Genomic DNA, 17,693 nt, shown 5'->3' on the forward strand with positions numbered 1-17,693 from the left:
GTCCCGCCAACAGAGGGGGGTGCATGGGGGAGTTCTTCGCGGCCGCGCTCGCCTTCCCGACCGTCCTGCTCACCATCCTGCTCGCCGCCGTCGTGCTGTTCTGGGTGCTCGCCGCGTTCGGGGTGGACCTCGACGGCGGCGTGGAACTGGCCTACGGGCTGGGCGGCGTGCCGTCCAGCGTCGTGTTCTCCCTGCTGGTGCCGGTCGCGTGGTTCACCTGCCTCGCCGGCACGACCCTCGTGGACGGGTACGACGTGGCCGTCCTGCTCGGCTCGCTGGTGGTCGGGTTCGGGACCGCCCGGGTGGTGGTGATCCCGTTGCGCCGCCTGTTCCCGGTGCTGCCCGACGCGTCCCGCACCGACTTCGTGGGCCGGGTCTGCGTGATCCGGACCGGCACCGTGACCACCGCGTTCGGCCAGGCCGAGGTGACCGCCGCCGACGGTTCCTCGGCGATCGTCCAGGTGCGCCAGGCGGGCGCGGACGACCTGCGCGCGGGCATGTCCGCGCTGATCTTCGACTACGACCAGGACGGCGAGTTCTTCTGGGTCGCCCCGATCCCTACTTACCCGTTGGGGGAGCACTGATGGGAGTCATCACCACCGGCTTCGGCGTCCTCATCGCCGTCGCCCTGGTCGTCCTGATCGCGCTGCTGATCATGATCAGCCGCCTGTTCCGCAAGATCGACCAGGGCAAGGCGCTGATCATCTCCAAGGTGCGCAAGGTGGACGTGACGTTCACCGGCGCGGTCGTCCTGCCCGTGCTGCACCGCGCGGAGATCATGGACATCTCGGTGAAGACCATCGAGATCCGCCGCGCCGGCCACGAGGGCCTCATCTGCAAGGACAACATCCGCGCGGACATCCGGATCACGTTCTTCGTGCGGGTCAACAAGACCGTCGAGGACGTCATCAAGGTCGCCCAGGCCATCGGCACCGCCCGCGCCAGCGACGAGCAGACCCTCCAGGAGCTGTTCAACGCCAAGTTCTCCGAGGCGCTCAAGACCGTCGGCAAGCAGCTCGACTTCGTGGACCTCTACACCCACCGCAACGAGTTCCGCGACCGGATCATCGAGGTGATCGGCACCGACCTCAACGGCTACAGCCTGGAGGACGCGGCGATCGACTACCTCGAACAGACGCCGATGGAGCACCTCAACCCGAGCAACATCCTGGACGCGCAGGGCATCCGCAAGATCACCGAGCTGACCGCGATCGAGCACGTCCGCACCAACGAGTACCAGCGCGGCGAGGAGAAGGAGATCACGCGCCAGAACGTCGAGGCGCGCGAGGCGATCCTGGAGCTGGAGCGGCGCAAGGCCGACGCGGAGATCAAGCAGAAGCGCGAGGTCGAGACCATGCGCGCCCGCGAGGAGGCCGAGATCGCCAAGGTGCAGGCGGAGGAGCGGCTCAAGGCCAACACCGCCCACATCCGCACCGAGGAGCAGCTCGGCATCCAGAACGAGAACAAGGCGCGCGAGATCGCCGTCGCGGAGAAGAACCGCGAGCGCGTCATCGCCATCGAGAGCGAGCGCATCGAGAAGGACCGCCAGCTGGAGGTCATCGGCCGCGAGCGCGAGACCGAGCTGACCCGCATCGCCAAGGACAAGGAGCTCGAAGGCGAGAAGCGGGCCATCGCCGAGGTCGTCCGCGAGCGGATCGCCGTCGAGAAGACCGTGGCGGAGCAGGAAGAGAACATCAAGAAGCTGCGCGCCCTGGAAGAGGCCGAGCGGCTGCGCCAGACCACGATCATCGCCGCCGAGGCCGAGGCCCAGGAGAACCTGGTCAAGGACATCAAGGCGGCCGAGGCCGCGGAGACCGCCGCGAAGTTCAAGGCCCGCGAGGAGCTCCTGCTCGCCGAGGCGCGCCAGCAGGCCGCCGAGCTCGACACCCGCGCCATGATCCGGCTCGCCGAGGGCCGGCAGGCCGAGGCCGCCGCGACGGGCCTGGCCGACGTGCAGGTCAAGATGGCCGACGTGCAGGTCCGGGAGCGCGACGCCGAGGCGCTGGAGAAGGTCGGCCGCGCCGAGGCCGTGGTGGAGCGCGAGAAGGCCCTGGTGGCCGCCGAGGCGATCCGCGAGAAGCTCAAGGGCGAGGCCGAGGGCCTGGCGGACAAGGCGAACGCGATGGCCGCGCTGGACGGGGCCACCCGCGAGCACGAGGAGTACCGCCTGCGGCTGGAGACCGAGAAGGAGGTCCGGCTCGCCGGCATCGACGTGCAGCGCCAGATCGCCGAGTCGCAGGCCAAGGTGCTGGCCGCGGGCCTGGAGAAGGCCGACATCGACATCGTCGGCGGCGAGACCATGTTCTTCGACCGGGTGGTCGGCGCGGTCACGGCCGGCAAGAGCGTCGACGGGTTCGTGGAGCACTCCGACGTGGCCAGGACGCTGGGCGCGTCGTGGCTCAACGGGACGTCCGACTTCACCCAGGACATCGGCCGCGTCCTCGGCTCGTTCGGCACCGAGGACCTGAAGAACGTCACCGTGTCCGCCCTGCTGCTCAAGCTGATCAACTCGGGTGGTCCGGACGCCGCCGCGATGCGTGAGCTGCTGGCCACCGCCCAGCGCCTGGGCGTCGCGGAACGGCCGGTGGCCGCGCTCGCCGGCCAGTCGTGACCACGCCGGCTGTGACCGCGCCGGACGCGGCGCCGACCGCGACGCTGGACGCCGGCACGTACGAGGTGCTGCGGGCCCGGCTGGCCGACCAGGCCGCCGGGCTCGCCCGCCGGGCCGAGGCGCTCAACGCGCGCCGGCTGGAGGTGTTCGGCAGCGCCGAGCTGACCCTGCTGGGCACCGAGCGCGTCCGCACCGAGAACAACTGCGTGCCTCGCGACGTCGTGCAGGTGGCCGGGCTGATGTTGTTCGGCTACAACGTGTTCATCGGCCTCAAGCCGGAGACCACGATCGACGACGTGTTCTCGCTGCACCGGTTCACCCGCGACGGCGACGCGTTCCGGTTCGAGGACGCCGCCCGCGCCGAGCTGCCCGGCCTGCTCGACGACCCGCAGTTCGAACGCGACTTCGCCGAGCTGTACCGGTACTACCGCGACACCCGGCTCATGCAGCTGCGGCGGGTCGAGGGCAAGCTGCTCGCCGTCTTCCAGACCGGCGCCCGCACCGAGGACATCCGGGTGCTGCGCTGGCGGGTCGCCACCGACGGCACGGTGAAGTACCTGGACAACCGGGGCGAGCGCGACCACGTCTTTCCGCCGTCGCACGACTTCGAGTGGACGCCCACCGCGCGCGAGCACCACGTGCTGGGCCGACACCCGCACATCTCCATCGAGGACGAGGTCTTCGTGGAGACCGTCGGCGGCGACCTCACCATCAAGGTGGAGAACAACACCGAGACCGGCGAGGGGATCTACCGCGAGCCGGTGGACGAGCCGCTGCAGTCGCTGGCCGACGCGGACGTCGAGTACGCCCGGGTCGGGCCGCTGGTCCTGCTGCGGGTGCGCCCGTACAAGGAGAGCGGGTGGCGGCACCTGGTCTTCAACACCCGCACCAAGACCGTGGTGCGGCTGGACGGGATCGGCCAGGCGTGCCAACGGCTCCCCGAGGACCAGGGCCTGATCTTCCCCGGCGGCTACTACCTCGCCACCGGCGTCAGCAAGACGTTCGACACCGACGTGGACGAGCTGGAGTTCGAACGGGTCATCCGGTCCACCAACGGCGAGGACGTGCTCTACGTCTTCCACGCCCGCCGCGAGGGCCGCTCGCTGCTGCTGCCCTACAACGTGATCCGCAAGGAAGTGGCGAACCCGTTGCCGTGCCACGGGTACTCGCTGTTCGACGACGGCACGCTGGTCGTCTTCCGGGCGTCGAGCGAGGAACCGACCCGCGTGCACCCGATGCAGGTGTGGCAGACGCCGTACCTGTCCGACACCTACGCCGCCGCGCAGCCGGCCGGCACCGGACCGCTGGAGCGGGTCGGCAACGCGGACCTGGTGCGCGGCATCTCCGACTGCCTGTCGGTGAGCCGGATGGTCGGCGAGATGGCGCCGTCGGTGGCGGTGTTCGAGGACCTGATCGCCTCCTGCACCAGGGTGTTCGACTCCTACCACTGGCTGGGCGACCCCGACCTGGGCGACCTGCGCACGCCGTTGACCGAGGTCCGGGCGACCGCCGAGCAGGTGCTGGACGAGTTCGAGACCGTGCAGGCGCTGACCGACCAGGCCGCGGCGGCGCTGGCCGAGGCCGCCGACGACGTCGCGTCGATGGTCCGGCGCACCCGCGGCGAGGTGCCCGTGAGCGCGGACGCGTGGGTGCGCCGGCTCGCCGACCTGCGCGGCGCGCAGGGCCACCTGGTGACCCTCAAAGAGCTGCGGTACGTCGATCTCCGGCGGATCGAGGAGCTGTCCGCGCAACTGGACGAGGAACTGGGGTCCACCGCCCAGCGCGCGGTCGAGCACCTGCGCCGCGACGACGCGTTCACCGGCTATCACGAGCAGGTCGAGGAGCTGGTGGGCAAGGCGGAGGCGGTGCGGACGGTCGCCGAGGCCAAGCCGGTCACCGATGAACTGGCGGAGCGCCGGCGCGGGCTGGAGGTGCTGACCGAGGTCTTCGGATCGCTGGAGATCGCCGACGCCACGGTCCGGACCTCGATCCTGGGACGCATCGGCGAGGTGCTCGGCGGGCTGAACCGCGCGCGGGCCACCGTGGACGGGCGTCGGCGCGAACTGCTGGCCACCGAGGGCCGGGCGGAGTTCGCGGCCGAGTTCGCGCTGCTCGGGCAGGCCATCACCGGCGCGCTGGCGGTCGCGGACACGCCCGCCGCCTGCGACGAGCAACTGGGCCGGCTGCTGCTGCAACTGGAGAACCTGGAGACGCGGTTCGGCGAGTTCGACGACTTCCTGGCCCAGCTGGGCGCCAAGCGGACCGACGTCTACGAGGCGTTCTCCTCGCGCAAGCAGGCGCTGCTGGACGAGCGGTCCCGGCGCGCCGACCGGCTGGCCGACTCCGCGGAGCGCATCCTGACCGGTGTCGCGCGCCGGGTGGCCGGGCTCGGGTCGCTGGACGAGGTCAACACCTACTTCGCGTCCGACCCGATGGTGGCCAAGATCCGGTCCATCGCGGCGGAGCTGCGCGACCTGGGCGACACCGTCCGCGCCGAGGAGCTGGACGGGCGGGTGCTCGCCGCGCGGCAGGAGGCGGGGCGCGCGCTGCGCGACCGGCTCGACCTGTTCGACGGCGAGACGATCAGGCTGGGCCGGCACCGGTTCGCGGTGAACACCCAGCCGGTGGACCTGACCCTGGTGCCCAAGGACGGCGCGCTGTCGTTCGCCATCACCGGCACCGACTACCGCGCCCCGGTGCGCGACGAGTCCTTCGCGGCCACGAGACCGTTCTGGGACCAGCTCCTGGTCTCCGAGACGGCCGAGGTCTACCGCGGCGAGCACCTGGCCGCGTCGATCCTCGCCGAGCACCCGGTCGACGGCCTGCACGCCGCCGTCACCGACGGCCGCCTGCTCGACCTGGTCCGCGAGGTCGCCGAGACCCGGCTGGACGAGGGCTACGAGCGCGGCGTGCACGACCACGACGCCGCCAGGATCCTCGACGCGGTGCTGCGCCTGCACGCCGGCGCGGGGGTGCTGCGCTACCCGCCGTCCGCCCGTGCGGCGGCCCAGCTGTACTGGGCGGCGGCCGACGAGGAGTCCCGGAACCGGTGGACGCGGCGGGCGTCGTCGCTCGGCCGCGCGCGGTCGGTGTTCGGGCACACGTCCGCGATCGACGAGCTGTGCGCGGAACTGGCTGCCCGGATCGGTGGTGGACAGCCCGGCGACCCGCTGGCCGGCGAGTACCTGTTCGAGGAGCTGTGCAGCGCGCCGTTCGGGTTCGCCACCAGCGCCGGCGCGCGGGCGTTGACCGAGGCGTTCCACCGGGCGTTGGGCACCCGCAAGGAGTTCGAGGACGACCTGCGCGCCCTCACCGACCCGGCGGACCGGAAAGCGCTGGTCGAGGGCTGGTACGAGGCGTTCCTGGCGGGCCGGGACGAGCCCGACCTGCCCGAGGCGGTCGCCCTGGAGCTGTGCCGGGACCTGCCGCGCCACGAGTCGTCCGCCCAGCTCAAGTCCACTGTGGACGGACTGCTCGGCACGCACCCGCGGATCGTGGACCGCGAGCTGCACTTCCGGCTGGACGAGCTGCTGGCCCGGACCCGCCGGTTCCGCGCCGAGCGCGTGCCCGCGTTCCGCGCCTACCAGCGGCGCCGCAACGAGGTCGTGGCGGCGGAGAAGCGGCGGCTGCGGCTGGAGGAGTACCAGCCGAAGGTGATGAGCGCGTTCGTCCGCAACCGCCTGCTGGACGAGGTCTACCTGCCGCTGATCGGCGACAACCTGGCCAAGCAGCTCGGCGCGGCGGGCGAGGACAAGCGCACCGACCAGATGGGCCTGCTGCTGCTCATCTCCCCGCCCGGCTACGGCAAGACGACCCTGATGGAGTACGTGGCCAACCGGCTGGGCCTGGTCTTCGTCAAGGTCAACGGCCCGTCCCTGGGCCACGACGTGACCAGCGTGGACCCCGCCGACGCCCCGAACGCGACCGCCCGGCAGGAGGTCGAGAAGATCTCCTTCGCGCTGGAGGCGGGCAACAACGTGCTGCTGTACCTGGACGACATCCAGCACACGTCCCCCGAGCTGCTGCAGAAGTTCATCTCGCTGTGCGACGCCCAGCGGCGGATGGAAGGCGTGTGGGACGGCCGGACGCGCACGTACGACCTGCGCGGCAAGCGGTTCGCGGTGTGCATGGCCGGCAACCCGTACACCGAGTCGGGGCAGCGGTTCCGCATCCCGGACATGCTCGCGAACCGGGCGGACGTGTGGAACCTGGGCGACGTGCTGTCCGGGCGCGAGGACCTGTTCGCGTTGAGCTACATCGAGAACGCGCTGACCTCCAACGCCGTGCTGGCCCCGCTGTCCACCAGGGACCGCGGGGACGTGGACCTGCTGGTCCGGATGGCGCGCGGCGAAGAGGTCCGGTCGGACCAGCTCGGCCACCCGTACACCGCGGTCGAGCTGGAGCAGGTGTTGTCCGTGCTGCGCAAGCTGTTGCGCGTGCAGGAGGTGGTGTTGGCCAACAACCAGGCCTACATCGCCTCGGCGGCGCAGTCGGACGCCTCACGGGTCGAGCCCCCCTTCCAGCTCCAGGGGTCATACCGCAACATGAACAAGCTGGCGGAGAAGGTCGTCCCGGTGATGAACGACGCCGAGCTGATGGCCGTGATCGACGACCACTACCTGGGCGAGGCGCAGACCCTGACCTCGGGGGCCGAGGCCAACCTGCTCAAGCTCGCCGAGCTGCGCGGGACCCTGACCGCCGAGCAGGCCCGGCGGTGGGCGGAGGTCAAGTCCGCCTACCTGCGGGCGCGGGCCCTGGGCGGCGCGGACGACGACCCGATGAGCCGCGCGGTCGGCGCCGTCGGCCTGCTCGCGGACCGGGTGGGCGGGGCGATCGACCGGCTGGCGGACCGCGACCACCAGGCCGCGGGTTAGCGGCCCACGCGCAGTCCGCGACCGGTGGGCCAGTCCTCGCCCCACTCGCAGGCGACGCCGTCGAGGTCGAGGTCGAGGTGGTGCCGGTCGCGCCCCTTGACCTCGATCTTCGTCAACCCCTGCGCGCGCAGCCACTCGCAGGCCGCGCGGGGGTCCAGCGGGAAGAACCACGGCACGCACGGGCCGTCGGTCAGGTACGAGCGGTCGCAGTTGTTGCGGTGCGGCGGCTGCTTGCCCGGCGGGTGCTGCCCCGGCGGCTTCCGGCCCGGCGGCGTCGGCCGGGTGGTGCCGCCGGGCGTCTCCGGGACGGGCGTGGCGGTCACCGGGACCGCCGGCCTCGGCTCGACCGGACCGGTGGTCGGTTCCCGGCGGTCCGGCGGGTGCACGGCGAGCGTGGTCGTGTGGGTCGCGCTGAGTTCGCCCGGTTGCACGGGGCTCAGGTCCACCCGGCGGACGTCCACCGGGCGCGGCTGGTCCACGGTGATCGCCAGGGTCAACAGCGCGCCGGACGCCAGGACGCCCATCGCGCCGGCGAAGACCAGTCGTCTGCTCATCCCAGTACCCGCTCCAGACGGCACTCGACGGTGCCGCGTGGAATCGCTCTTGTGGCCCACCGCGTTACGGGTGGGACGCGCGTGTCACCCGGTGCGGTCGGGGCCGGCCCGGTCGATCGCCACCCGGACCACCACCCGCCGCTCGCGCACCATCGCCGCGCGGTAGTCGTCCCAATCCGGGTGCTCGCCGGAGATCCGCCGGTACAGGTCCACCAGCGGCTCCATCGCCTCGGGCAGCGACACGACCTCCGCCTTCCCCTCCACCTGGAGCCAGTCGCCGAAGAACCCCTCGGTGAAGAAGCACAGCGCGACCCTGGGGTCCTGGCGGAGCCGGCGCACCTTGTAGGCGGTCTCCCGGGTGCTGATGACCACCCGGCCCTCCGCGTCCACGGTGGCCAGGACCGGGGACATCTGCGGCGAGCCGTCGGCGCGGCGGGTCGTCATCACCGCGCGGGCGTTGTGGCGGATGAACTCACGGGCTCGATCGAGATCCATGACCACCATCTTGGCCCTCGGCGACGGGCGCCGGCTGTGACACGATCGGTGCCATGCCGGTGGACGTCGGGATCCTCGGGCCGGGCACGGTGACGTGGCAGCTGCACGCCGACCCGGCGATGTGGGTCGCGGGCATCTCCAGCCTCTACCTCCAGGCCCTGCACCCGCGCGCGGTCGCCGGGGTCGTGCAGAACTCCAACTTCCGCGAGGACCCGTTGGGCCGCCTGGTGCGGACGGCGAACTTCGTCGGCACCGTCAGCTACGGCACCACGGAGGAAGTCGAGGAGGCCGCCGCGAAGGTGCGCATGGTGCACCGGATGCTGCGCGGCGAGGACGAGTCCGGCCGGCGGTTCCGCATCGACGACCCCGAACTGCTGCTGTGGGTGCACTGCGCGGAGGTCCACTCGTTCGTCACCGTCGTGCGCCGCGCGGGTTACCGGCTCACCGACGCCCAGGTCGACAAGTACTACGACGAGCAGCGCCGCACCGCCGAACTGGTCGGGCTGCACGCGGACGAGGTCCCCGGCACCGCCGCAGACATGGCCGACTACTTCGCCGCGACCCTCCCGGAGCTGCGCCGGACCGAGGACTCCGAGGTGGTCTACCGGTTCCTGCACCGCCCGCCGGTCAACGGCCTGCTCCGCCTCGGCCTCGACGCCTACGAGCCGCTGCTGGGCCACCTCGCGTACTCCGTGCTGCCGCCGTGGGCGATCGCCCTGCACGGCCACCGCCCGTACCCCGAACCCGTCGCCACGGCCGTGCTCCGCGCCGCCCGGACCGCCGCCCTGCTGGTGCCACCGCCGATCCGCTGGGGCGTCCCGGACGGCCACGTGAACCGGGCCGTGCGACGCCTCGGGCTGGGCGCGGTGCCGCGCCGTTCCCTGCTGCCATAGGGATTTGTTCGACGTCACACCAATTCGTGCTCCGAACGGTCCAGCGGATTGGGCTGATGAGACCTTCATCGCATCGGGATTTTGAATAGCGGTGCTTAGCATGAACAACGTCTGGTGCGTAGATCCGCACCGCGTACCCGAGCACCGGAAGGTTCGCAGCCCATGCTGTTCCGACGACTGCTGCCCGCGACCGCGGCGGCGGCCGCCCTCCTCCTCACGTCCGCCTGCGGCGGCGCGAGCGACGACACGCTCAAGGGCAAGGCCGAGGACGGCACGCTCACCATCGGCATCCGGTTCGACCAGCCGGGCCTCGGGCAGCGCCGCCTGGACGGCAAGTTCGTCGGCTTCGACGTCGAGGTCGCCAAGTACGTGGCCGGGAAGCTCGGCGTGCCCGAGTCCGGCATCACCTGGAAGGAAGCCCGCTCCGCCGACCGCGAGAAGCTGATCGCCGACGGCGCGGTGGACTTCGTCGTCGCGACCTACTCGATCACCGACAAGCGCAAGGAGAAGGTGTCCTTCGCGGGCCCGTACTTCCAGACCGGCCAGGGCGTCCTGGTGCGCTACACCGAGGACGACATCACCGGCCCGGAGACGCTCAACGGCAAGCGGCTGTGCTCGGTGACCGGGTCCACGTCGGCGCAGAAGGTCGCCTCGGAGTTCGCCCAGGACGTGGAGCTGGTGGAGTACGGCCAGTACTCGGACTGCGTGACCGCGCTGCTCGCGGGCAACGTCGACGCCGTCACCACCGACGAGGTCATCCTCGCCGGGTACGTCGCCGAGAACCCCGAGCTGCTCAAGCTGGTCGGCGACACCTTCACCACCGAGCGCTACGGCGTCGGCCTGGCCAAGGACGACGCCGCCGGCCGCGCCGCGGTCAGCTCGGCGATCGAGCAGATGGTCGGCAGCGGCGAGTGGCGCAAGGCGTTGGAGCGCAACATCGGCCAGGCCGGCGTGGAGCTGCCCGATCCCCCGCAGGTCACCGAGAAGTAGCTCCTCGTTCAGTGGTAGTGCTGCGGGTGGTCAACCGATACGCTCGCGTGCGCAGGCCGTGGTTTCTGTGTTCGTGTCACACGCTCGCGGAACGACACGCGGGCGTGCCGTCCCCGCCGCAGGCGGTGGGGGGACGCCCCGGGACGGCCGGGGTTGCACGGTGCAGCCCCAAGCTTTCCTGCGATGGAGGCAGGTACATGGCACTGGGCACGGTCAAGTGGTTCAACGCCGAGAAGGGCTTCGGGTTCATCGCCCAGGAGAACGGCGGTCCCGACGTCTTCGTGCACTACTCGGAGATCCAGGGCGGCGGCTTCCGCACCCTGGAGGAGAACCAGCGCGTCGAGTTCGAGATCGGCCAGGGCACGAAGGGTCCGCAGGCCCAGAACGTCCGCAAGGTCTGATCGCTTTCACACGAGAGGCCCCCGACCGGCTGCGGTCGGGGGCCTCTCGGCGTCGATCGGGGTGGTCAGAAGCCGCGCTGGCGGGCTTCCCACTCCAGGCGCTGCATGACCCACTCGGTGGCCAACGCCTGCGGGGACGTCTGCCGCTCGGCGGCCAGCTCCTTGAGCTGCTCGTTGGCCATGAGCTGGAGGCGGAGCTGGTAGACCTGCGCGTTGCCGAAGCTGCCGCCCGAGGCGGTGGTCTCCGCGTCGGTGTCGGGGGCCAGCGCCGCGAGGTACGAGGTCAGCTCCTCGTCCGGCAGGATCTCCTCCTGCTCCTTCTGCGGAGGGCGATGCCGACCTGACTTCGAGCGTCCTAGGGATCCAAGAGGCACCGCGCCACGATAACGGTTGAGTTGCGGAACGCCGCAAAGTGTGGCATGGGTCACAGTCGTGTGCATGGAGAGGCCCCCGCGCCAGGGGGAGGAACGCGGGGGCCGGAGGGGATCTCCACAGGCGCTGACCGGGGGTGTGTCAGCAATTCGGATTGTTGCACGTGCACCGTGGCCTGGGGAGTGGGTTGGGCCAGAATCTTCAGCTAGTCGATGCACGCCAACCCGCCACGACTCCGTGCGGTAGTCCGGAAAATCCCCCACGACGGGGTACCGGTTTCAGCCGACGAGCGCGTACCCGGCCTCGGTGACCGCGGCCTCCACCTCGTCGCGGCTGAGCTCGCGGGTGCTGGTCACGGTGACCGCGCCGGTGGCGAGCTGGACGTCCACACCGGTCACGCCCTCCACGGCGGTCAGCTCCTCGGTGACGGAGCTGACGCAGTGGCCGCAGGTCATGCCGCTGACGGTGTAGGTGGTGACGGACATGGTTCCCATCCTCTCGACCGGGGTGCTCGGTCCGAGGATATACCCCTAGGGGGTAGCGGTGTCGTCGGGCGGGTTCTCCAGGCCGGTGATCTCGCTCTCCAGCTTGACGACCAGCTCTTCGAGGCCGGCGAGCATGCCGTCCAGCTCGGACATCTTGTCGCTCATCATCGCCTCGATGTCGGCCTCGATGGCGGCGAGGTCGAGGCTGCCGAAGAGGAGCTGCGGATCGACCGCGGGCCCGGCGCTGACGTCCTCGGTGACCGTGGCGTCAATGGTGGGCGCTTCGGGCTCAGCCGCGGCGACGGGCTCGGCGGCGGCGGGCTCGGACCCGGCGGCGGGCTCGGTGCCGGCAGCGGCTTCGGTGCCGGCCTGCTGGGCGGCGGCTTCTGCCCGCGTCGGTTCGGCGGCTTCGCTCGCGGCGGGCGGAGCCGCGGTCTCGGCGGCCCCGGTGGGCTCCGGCGCGGGCTCCGGTGTGGTCTCGGGGTCGGTCGGCCGCGGGTTCGGCTCGGTCATGGGTCCACCCTCTCGCTTGTTCGCGCCAAGCACATCACGGCCCGCTTGACACCAAGTGGTTTACACGGAAAGTGACCCTCCGTTGCCTTGGAATCACTCTGCGGGGGGCTGCGGTGGTTCGACGGGCTCGCTTAGCCTCGCGCCAACCTCAAGTCGGGGAGGCGTCATGAGCGGGTCCCTAGAAGTGCGTCAGTTCCTGTGGAACCAGGACGACATCATGTCGAGGCCGGGCGGTGGGGTGCCCGCGCAGCGGACCGGTGAACCCTCGCGGATCTCGGACGAGCAGGTCCACCGGGCGCGGTTGTCGGTGGCACGAGGCGCGACCAGCGCCGAGGACTGCCGACTGCTGCTCGACATGCTCGGGCTGTCACCGGGCGAGGACGGCGGCCCGCCGCCCGTTCAGCGGTGAGCCGAGCGGCCCACCCGAGACGCGCACCCCCCGGAAGCGCGTCTCGGGTGGGCCGCTTCGAAACATACCGAGCGGTCTATTTCGGGGCAATCCGCGCCGCCCGCTGCTTGCGCCCGCCGCACGCGCGCCCGAGGCTGTGCACGCACCGCACCGCACCGACCCACTCGGAGCCCGTGATGTCCCCGCAGCACCGTGCGCTGGCCACCCGGGAGGCCATCCTCCGCGCGGCGGCCGAGGAGTTCGACCGCCTCGGCTACGACGCGGCGCCGTTGAGCGCCATCCTGGAGCGCAGCGGCGTCACCAAAGGCGCGTTCTACTTCCACTTCCCGTCCAAAGAGGCCCTGGCGTCCGCGATCGTCCAGGTCCAGGACGACACCTGGCCGCGCCTGGCCGGCCAGTGGCGCGACCGCGGCCTCGACCCCCTGCGCACGCTGATCGGGCTGTTCGACGAGGCCGTGTCGCTGCTGTCCCGGGACGTCGTGCTGCGCGCGGGCGTCCGGCTCGCCGCCGACCGGGACGTCGGCTACCCCGGCCTGTCCTCGGCGCACCTGCGGTGGGAGAAGGTCCTGGGCGACATGCTGCTCGCCGCGCGGGACGCGGGCCAGCTGCGGCCCGGGGCCGATCCGGAGGCCGCCGCCCGCGCCCTCACCTCCGCCGCCCTCGGCGCCCGCCTGATCTCCAGCGCCACGTGCCGTTGCGCCGACTTCCCCGAGCGGATGCGGGAGGTGTGGCGGTTGGTCCTGCCCGGTCTCGCCGCGGACGAGTGGTGCCCGCCCGCCCTGGAGGTGCTCGCCGACCCGCGAGAGCCGTGACGTCCTCGGCCGGCGGGCGGTGGATTCGCAGGTCAACGACTTGTCGGACCCCCGTTTTGGAGTAGATGGGACTCGTGCCCTATGCTTACGATGCTTCCACCGGACAGCGTGGAGGGCCTGGGAAGAAGGTGGCCCAAGGGCTGCCGGAGGAACTGGGTCCCCATCGTCTAGCGGCCTAGGACCCCGCCCTTTCAAGGCGGTAGCGCGGGTTCGAATCCCGTTGGGGGCACGTAGTACAGTAGGAAAAGCAAGGCCCAGTGGCGCAGTTGGTTAGCGCGTCGCCCTGTCACGGCGAAGGTCGCGGGTTCAAGTCCCGTCTGGGTCGCAAGGCTGTTCGGCTGTTCGGCCGAGCCGCATACCTGGCCAGGTAGCTCAGTTGGTACGAGCGACCGCCTGAAAAGCGGTAGGTCGGCGGTTCGACCCCGCCCCTGGCCACCATTCGCGAAAAACCCACTCGATCCCGAGTGGGTTTTTCGCTTTTCAGAACCGGACCACCGCCAGCGCCTGGTCGTCGTGCACTTTCGAGCGACGCCACCGGGTGCGTTCCGGATCACCCGCCTCCGCCGCGCGGATCTCGTCCAGGACCGCTTCCGGTCCTTTCGCGAGGGTGATGTCCAACACTTCCCGCCAATCGGCGAACAAGCCGTAGTCGTCCACTCCACAAGAGACCCCGTCGGTCGCGAGCAGAACGGTGTGCGCCTCGTCACGCCGCCAGGTCCGCCGCACCGCCCGGTAGGCCGCCGCCGGATCGGCTTCGGCGACCCAGAAACCGCCTTCGCGATTGCGCCAGTCCGTGATCCGGCTCACCTTTCCGCGCAAATCGCGCAGCCGGTGGTCGGCGACCACGTCCGTGCGTGCGCCGAAGGCCACCACCGGGCTGTCCGCCAGCACCAGCGCGTCCACGGTCTCGTCGGTCCAGCGGGCGATGGCGACCGTGCTGGACGGCGAGTCGCCGGGCACCAGGCCGTACCGGTCGGCCAAGCGCCCGATCGCCCGCGCCAGGTCGTCGGCCAGGTCACCGTCCAACGAGGTCAGTTCCGCGGCCAGGGCGCGGGAGTGCCAGCCGCCGTCGCGCTCGGCCGGCGCGGGCGAGGTGGCCCCGTCCAGCACCACCACGGCGTTGGGCAGCACGACGATCCGGTCCTCGGTGGGGCGCGGCCGGCCGTCCAGCCCCACGCCGGCTCGTTCGGCGGTGATGATCTCGGGCATCACCACCGAGCCTAGTGTCAACCTTGGTTGACAACCGGCCGACTGTCAACCAAGGTTGACACCATGACGGAGGCAACGGACCTCGCCTCGGCGGCCGGCGACCAGGACCCGCGGGTCGGGCTGCGGGCGGTCAGCGCACTGCGCCGGCTGCTCGAACAGCTCGAAGCCGTCCAGGTGCGCAACGCCCGCAACCGGGGCTGGTCGTGGCAGGAGATCGCGGCCGAGCTCGGCGTCAGCCGGCAGGCCGTCCACAAGAAGCACGGGGGCGGGCGATGATCGGGGAACGGTTCACCAGGGACGCCCGGCAGGCGGTGCACGACGCCGTCAAAGAGGCCGAACGGGCCTCCGCCGACGCCATCGGGCCCGAGCACCTGCTGCTCGCGCTCCTCGACACGCCGGTGCTCGCGTCGTTCGACGTGCCGCGCGGCGAGGTCGAGGCCGCGCTGCGGGACGCCCGGCGCAAGGGCGGGCTCAGCGACGCCGACGCCGCGGCCCTGCGCGGCCTGGGCATCGACGTCGACCAGGTGGTGGCGTCGGTCGAGCGGTCGCTGGGCGAGGGGGCGCTGGCGGCCGGCCCGCCCCGGCGCAGGCGGTGGTTCCGCGGCCACCTGCCGTTCGCGCCGGCGGCCAAGGGCACGCTCGTGCGCAGCCTCGCCGAGGCCCGCGACCTCGGCCACGGGACCCTCGGCAAGGAGCACCTGGTGCTGGCGCTGCTGTCCGGCAAGGGCCTCGTGGCCGAGGTGTTGAACGCGAAGGGCGTCAGCTACACCGAGGTGCGCAAGCGGGTCGTCAGCGCACCGCGGTGACCTTCGGCTCGACCCACGTGACCAGCGGCAGGAACAGCTGGGTCAGCGGGCCGATGGTCACCGCGTACAGGACGGTGCCCAGGCCGACGGTGCCGCCGAGCAGCCAGCCGGCGCCCAGGACGGCCACCTCCACCACCGTCCGCACCAGGCGCAGCGACGCCCCGGTCCGCCGGCAGAACCCGGTGGTCACGCCGTCGCGCGGACCCGGCCCCAGCCGCGCCCCGATGTAGACGGCGGCGGCCAGGCCGTTCAGCACGATGCCCGCGACCAGGAACACGGCCCGGACCACCAGGTCCGACGGGGTCGGCAGGAGCCACAGGGTGACGTCCACCGCGACGCCGATCAGCACCACGTTGCTCACCGTGCCGACCCCGGGCCGCTGCCGCAGCGGGATCCACGCGAGCAGCACCAGCGCGCCGACGACCATGGTCACCGTGCCGAACGACAGGCCGGTGCGCTTGGCCAGGCCGTCGTGCAGCACGTCCCACGGGTCGAGGCCGAGGGTCGCGCGGATCTGGAGCGCCATGCTCGCCCCGTAGAGCCAAAGGCCCGCGAAGAGCTGGGGGACGCGGCGAAGAGGAGCGACGGTTACGGGGACCGGAGTAAGGGCGGCGAGCATGTGGCCATCCTGAGCTTGGATTGGCCTTGCCTTCCAGAGCCAATGACCAATAATTGGCCTTATGAACCACGACGTCCCACCGGGTGGACGTATATCCGGCTTTCGACTGGCCCGGCTGCTCGGGGAGTGGCGGCGCCGCGGCGCGCGCCAGGGGTCCGCCGACCTCGCGGCGGCCATCCGGATGCTCGTCCTCGACGGTCGGCTGCCCGCCGGCACCCGGCTGCCCGCCGAACGCGAGCTGGCCGAGGCGCTCCCGGTCAGCCGCACCATGATCACCGCGGCGCTCGACCAGCTGCGCGAGGAGGGCCTGGTCGCCAGCAGGCGCGGGGCCGGGTCGTGGATCAGCCTGCCCACGGCCACCGGCTCGCTGGGCATCGTCCCGGACACCCCACTGCTCGGGCACAGCATGGTCGACTTCGCCCGGGCCGCGCCGCCCGCGATCCCGGGCCTGCTCGCCGCGTTCGACTCGGTCCGGCTGCGGCTGCCCGAGCAGCTCGCCGACCACGGCTACTACGAGCACGGCCTGCCCGACCTGCGCCGCGCCATCGCCGACCGGTACGCCGCCCGCGGCCTGCCCACCTCGCCGGACCAGATCATCGTCACCAGCGGCGCGCAGCACGCGTTCGCGCTGGCGTTGCGCCTGCTCACCGGGCCGGGTGACCGGGTGCTGGTCGAGCAGCCCAGCTACCCCAACGCGCTGGACGCGATCAAGTCGGTGTCCGCGATCCCCGTGCCGGTGGCGATGACCTCGACCGGCTGGGACCTGCCCGGCATCGCCGCGGCCCTGCGCCAGGCCGCGCCGCGCATGGCGTACCTGGTGCTGGACTTCCAGAACCCGACCGCGCACCGGCTCGACGCCGAGGGCCGCGCGGAGCTGGCCGACATCGCCCGCCGCGCCCGCACCCCGCTGGTGATCGACGAGACCGTGGTCGAACTGGACCTCGACGGCGACCCGCTGGCCGGCCCGCCGCCGATGGCCGCCTACGCCGAGGACCTGGTGATCACGCTGGGGTCGGCGAGCAAGGCGTTCTGGGGCGGTCTGCGGGTCGGCTGGATCCGGGCGTCACCCGAGGTCGTGCACCGGCTCGTGTCCACCCGCACCGCGCTGGACCTGGGGTCCGCGGTGGTCGAGCAGATGGTGCTGGCCGAGTTGCTGGCGGCCCCGGACCAGGTGCTGGCGCAGCGCCGCGCGCTGCTCGCGACCCAGCGGGACGTGCTGATGGCCGGTCTGCGCGAGCACTGCCCGCGGTGGCGGTTCCGGCGGCCGTCGGGCGGGCTCAGCGTGTGGTGTGAGCTGGACGCCCCGATCAGCACGCGCGTCGCGGTGGTGGCGCAGAACCACGGGATCCGGCTCGCCCCGGGCTCGCGGTTCGGCGCGCACGGCGGGTTCGAGCGGTGGCTGCGGCTGCCGTACGTGCAACCGGCCGACGTGCTGCGGGAGTCCGTGCGGCGGCTGGGCCTGGTCGCGGCGTCCGTCGCGGGGACGAGCGTGGCCGGGGAGGCCGACGCCACCATGCCCGTCGCCTGACCGCTGGGGTGTCGTGCCACCCGGCTCGTGCCGCCCGGCGTGTCGCCCGGTTCGCGTTCTCCGGGTGTGTCGCCCGGTCCGCGTCGCCTGGGTCGCGTCGCCTGGGTCGCGTCGCCTGGGTC

18 protein-coding genes and 3 tRNA genes are annotated in these 17,693 nt (G+C 71.9%); 14 read left to right on the forward strand and 7 right to left on the reverse strand.

The window, feature by feature from the left end; genetic code table 11:
- The first annotated feature begins 23 nt into the window (after positions 1-23).
- From AB0A74_RS13665 to AB0A74_RS13675, 3 genes are read left to right on the forward strand one after another with little or no spacing between them, the layout of a single operon-like run.
- Entirely contained in the window at positions 24-584 is a 561-nt protein-coding gene (locus AB0A74_RS13665; protein ID WP_358249193.1) for a hypothetical protein, read from the forward strand.
- A complete protein-coding gene (locus tag AB0A74_RS13670; protein ID WP_358249195.1) occupies positions 584-2,611 on the forward strand; it encodes a flotillin family protein in 2,028 nt (675 codons plus the stop codon). The genes AB0A74_RS13665 and AB0A74_RS13670 overlap by 1 nt, the downstream gene beginning before the upstream one ends.
- Positions 2,608-7,485, forward strand: a complete 4,878-nt coding sequence (locus tag AB0A74_RS13675) for a DNA repair ATPase (protein ID WP_358249196.1) — start codon at positions 2,608-2,610, stop codon at positions 7,483-7,485. Before AB0A74_RS13670 ends, AB0A74_RS13675 begins: the two co-directional genes overlap by 4 nt.
- Here AB0A74_RS13675 and AB0A74_RS13680 read toward each other — a convergent pair.
- Both AB0A74_RS13680 and AB0A74_RS13685 read right to left on the reverse strand, forming a co-directional pair.
- On the reverse strand, positions 7,482-8,039 hold the full coding sequence (locus tag AB0A74_RS13680; protein ID WP_358249198.1) for a hypothetical protein: 558 nt from the start codon (positions 8,037-8,039) through the stop codon (positions 7,482-7,484). The genes AB0A74_RS13675 and AB0A74_RS13680 overlap by 4 nt on opposite strands.
- Before the next feature lie 84 nt (positions 8,040-8,123).
- Complete coding sequence (locus tag AB0A74_RS13685) at positions 8,124-8,534, reverse strand: TIGR03618 family F420-dependent PPOX class oxidoreductase (RefSeq protein WP_358249200.1); 411 nt, start codon at positions 8,532-8,534, stop codon at positions 8,124-8,126.
- 53 nt (positions 8,535-8,587) lie between these two features.
- Between AB0A74_RS13685 and AB0A74_RS13690 the strand changes: the two genes are divergently transcribed.
- The 3 genes from AB0A74_RS13690 (at position 8,588) to AB0A74_RS13700 (ending at position 10,818) form a co-directional block, all read left to right on the forward strand.
- Positions 8,588-9,427 carry an oxygenase MpaB family protein gene (locus AB0A74_RS13690; RefSeq protein ID WP_358249201.1) on the forward strand — a complete coding sequence of 280 codons (840 nt, stop codon included), beginning with the start codon at positions 8,588-8,590 and terminating at the stop codon, positions 9,425-9,427.
- Positions 9,428-9,589: 162 nt separating this feature from the next.
- The gene (locus AB0A74_RS13695) at positions 9,590-10,417 is read left to right on the forward strand and encodes a glutamate ABC transporter substrate-binding protein (RefSeq protein WP_358249203.1); all 828 of its coding nucleotides are present in this window, start codon (positions 9,590-9,592) and stop codon (positions 10,415-10,417) included.
- Between the two features lie 197 nt (positions 10,418-10,614).
- On the forward strand, positions 10,615-10,818 hold the full coding sequence (locus AB0A74_RS13700) for a cold-shock protein (protein WP_121224525.1): 204 nt from the start codon (positions 10,615-10,617) through the stop codon (positions 10,816-10,818).
- A 65-nt stretch (positions 10,819-10,883) separates the two neighbouring features.
- On the opposite strand, the gene AB0A74_RS13705 is transcribed toward AB0A74_RS13700, so the two are convergent.
- The 3 genes from AB0A74_RS13705 to AB0A74_RS13715 form a co-directional block, all read right to left on the reverse strand.
- Complete coding sequence (locus tag AB0A74_RS13705) at positions 10,884-11,192, reverse strand: hypothetical protein (RefSeq protein ID WP_343934122.1); 309 nt, start codon at positions 11,190-11,192, stop codon at positions 10,884-10,886.
- Positions 11,193-11,468: 276 nt separating this feature from the next.
- The gene (locus AB0A74_RS13710) at positions 11,469-11,675 is read right to left on the reverse strand and encodes a heavy-metal-associated domain-containing protein (protein ID WP_343934123.1); all 207 of its coding nucleotides are present in this window, start codon (positions 11,673-11,675) and stop codon (positions 11,469-11,471) included.
- A gap of 45 nt (positions 11,676-11,720) precedes the next feature.
- Positions 11,721-12,188 carry a hypothetical protein gene (locus tag AB0A74_RS13715; RefSeq protein ID WP_358249205.1) on the reverse strand — a complete coding sequence of 156 codons (468 nt, stop codon included), beginning with the start codon at positions 12,186-12,188 and terminating at the stop codon, positions 11,721-11,723.
- 166 nt (positions 12,189-12,354) lie between these two features.
- On the opposite strand from AB0A74_RS13715, the gene AB0A74_RS13720 reads away from it, so the two are divergent.
- The 5 genes from AB0A74_RS13720 to AB0A74_RS13740 all read left to right on the forward strand — a co-directional run bounded on the left by AB0A74_RS13720 (position 12,355) and on the right by AB0A74_RS13740 (position 13,847).
- On the forward strand, positions 12,355-12,597 hold the full coding sequence (locus AB0A74_RS13720; RefSeq protein ID WP_121224536.1) for a hypothetical protein: 243 nt from the start codon (positions 12,355-12,357) through the stop codon (positions 12,595-12,597).
- 176 nt (positions 12,598-12,773) lie between these two features.
- Positions 12,774-13,409: a ScbR family autoregulator-binding transcription factor gene (locus AB0A74_RS13725; RefSeq protein ID WP_358249207.1), complete on the forward strand. Its 636-nt coding sequence runs from the start codon at positions 12,774-12,776 to the stop codon at positions 13,407-13,409.
- A gap of 156 nt (positions 13,410-13,565) precedes the next feature.
- Positions 13,566-13,638, forward strand: a tRNA-Glu gene (locus AB0A74_RS13730).
- Between the two features lie 22 nt (positions 13,639-13,660).
- Positions 13,661-13,734 (forward strand) — tRNA-Asp (locus tag AB0A74_RS13735).
- 36 nt (positions 13,735-13,770) lie between these two features.
- Positions 13,771-13,847 (forward strand) — tRNA-Phe (locus AB0A74_RS13740).
- A gap of 42 nt (positions 13,848-13,889) precedes the next feature.
- On the opposite strand, the gene AB0A74_RS13745 is transcribed toward AB0A74_RS13740, so the two are convergent.
- Positions 13,890-14,618, reverse strand: a complete 729-nt coding sequence (locus tag AB0A74_RS13745) for a hypothetical protein (protein WP_358249209.1) — start codon at positions 14,616-14,618, stop codon at positions 13,890-13,892.
- Between the two features lie 63 nt (positions 14,619-14,681).
- Between AB0A74_RS13745 and AB0A74_RS13750 the strand changes: the two genes are divergently transcribed.
- Both AB0A74_RS13750 and AB0A74_RS13755 read left to right on the forward strand, forming a co-directional pair.
- Positions 14,682-14,894 carry a helix-turn-helix domain-containing protein gene (locus tag AB0A74_RS13750; RefSeq protein ID WP_343934128.1) on the forward strand — a complete coding sequence of 71 codons (213 nt, stop codon included), beginning with the start codon at positions 14,682-14,684 and terminating at the stop codon, positions 14,892-14,894.
- Positions 14,891-15,424, forward strand: a complete 534-nt coding sequence (locus tag AB0A74_RS13755; RefSeq protein ID WP_358249211.1) for a Clp protease N-terminal domain-containing protein — start codon at positions 14,891-14,893, stop codon at positions 15,422-15,424. Before AB0A74_RS13750 ends, AB0A74_RS13755 begins: the two co-directional genes overlap by 4 nt.
- On the opposite strand, the gene AB0A74_RS13760 is transcribed toward AB0A74_RS13755, so the two are convergent.
- On the reverse strand, positions 15,408-16,043 hold the full coding sequence (locus AB0A74_RS13760; protein ID WP_358249213.1) for a hypothetical protein: 636 nt from the start codon (positions 16,041-16,043) through the stop codon (positions 15,408-15,410). The genes AB0A74_RS13755 and AB0A74_RS13760 overlap by 17 nt on opposite strands.
- A gap of 61 nt (positions 16,044-16,104) precedes the next feature.
- Between AB0A74_RS13760 and AB0A74_RS13765 the strand changes: the two genes are divergently transcribed.
- A complete protein-coding gene (locus AB0A74_RS13765) occupies positions 16,105-17,571 on the forward strand; it encodes a PLP-dependent aminotransferase family protein (protein WP_358249215.1) in 1,467 nt (488 codons plus the stop codon).
- Positions 17,572-17,693 lie beyond the last annotated feature (122 nt).

It is taken from the genome of Saccharothrix sp. NPDC042600 (assembly GCF_040647305.1).
Taxonomy (GTDB): Bacteria; Actinomycetota; Actinomycetes; order Mycobacteriales; family Pseudonocardiaceae; genus Actinosynnema; species Actinosynnema mutabilis.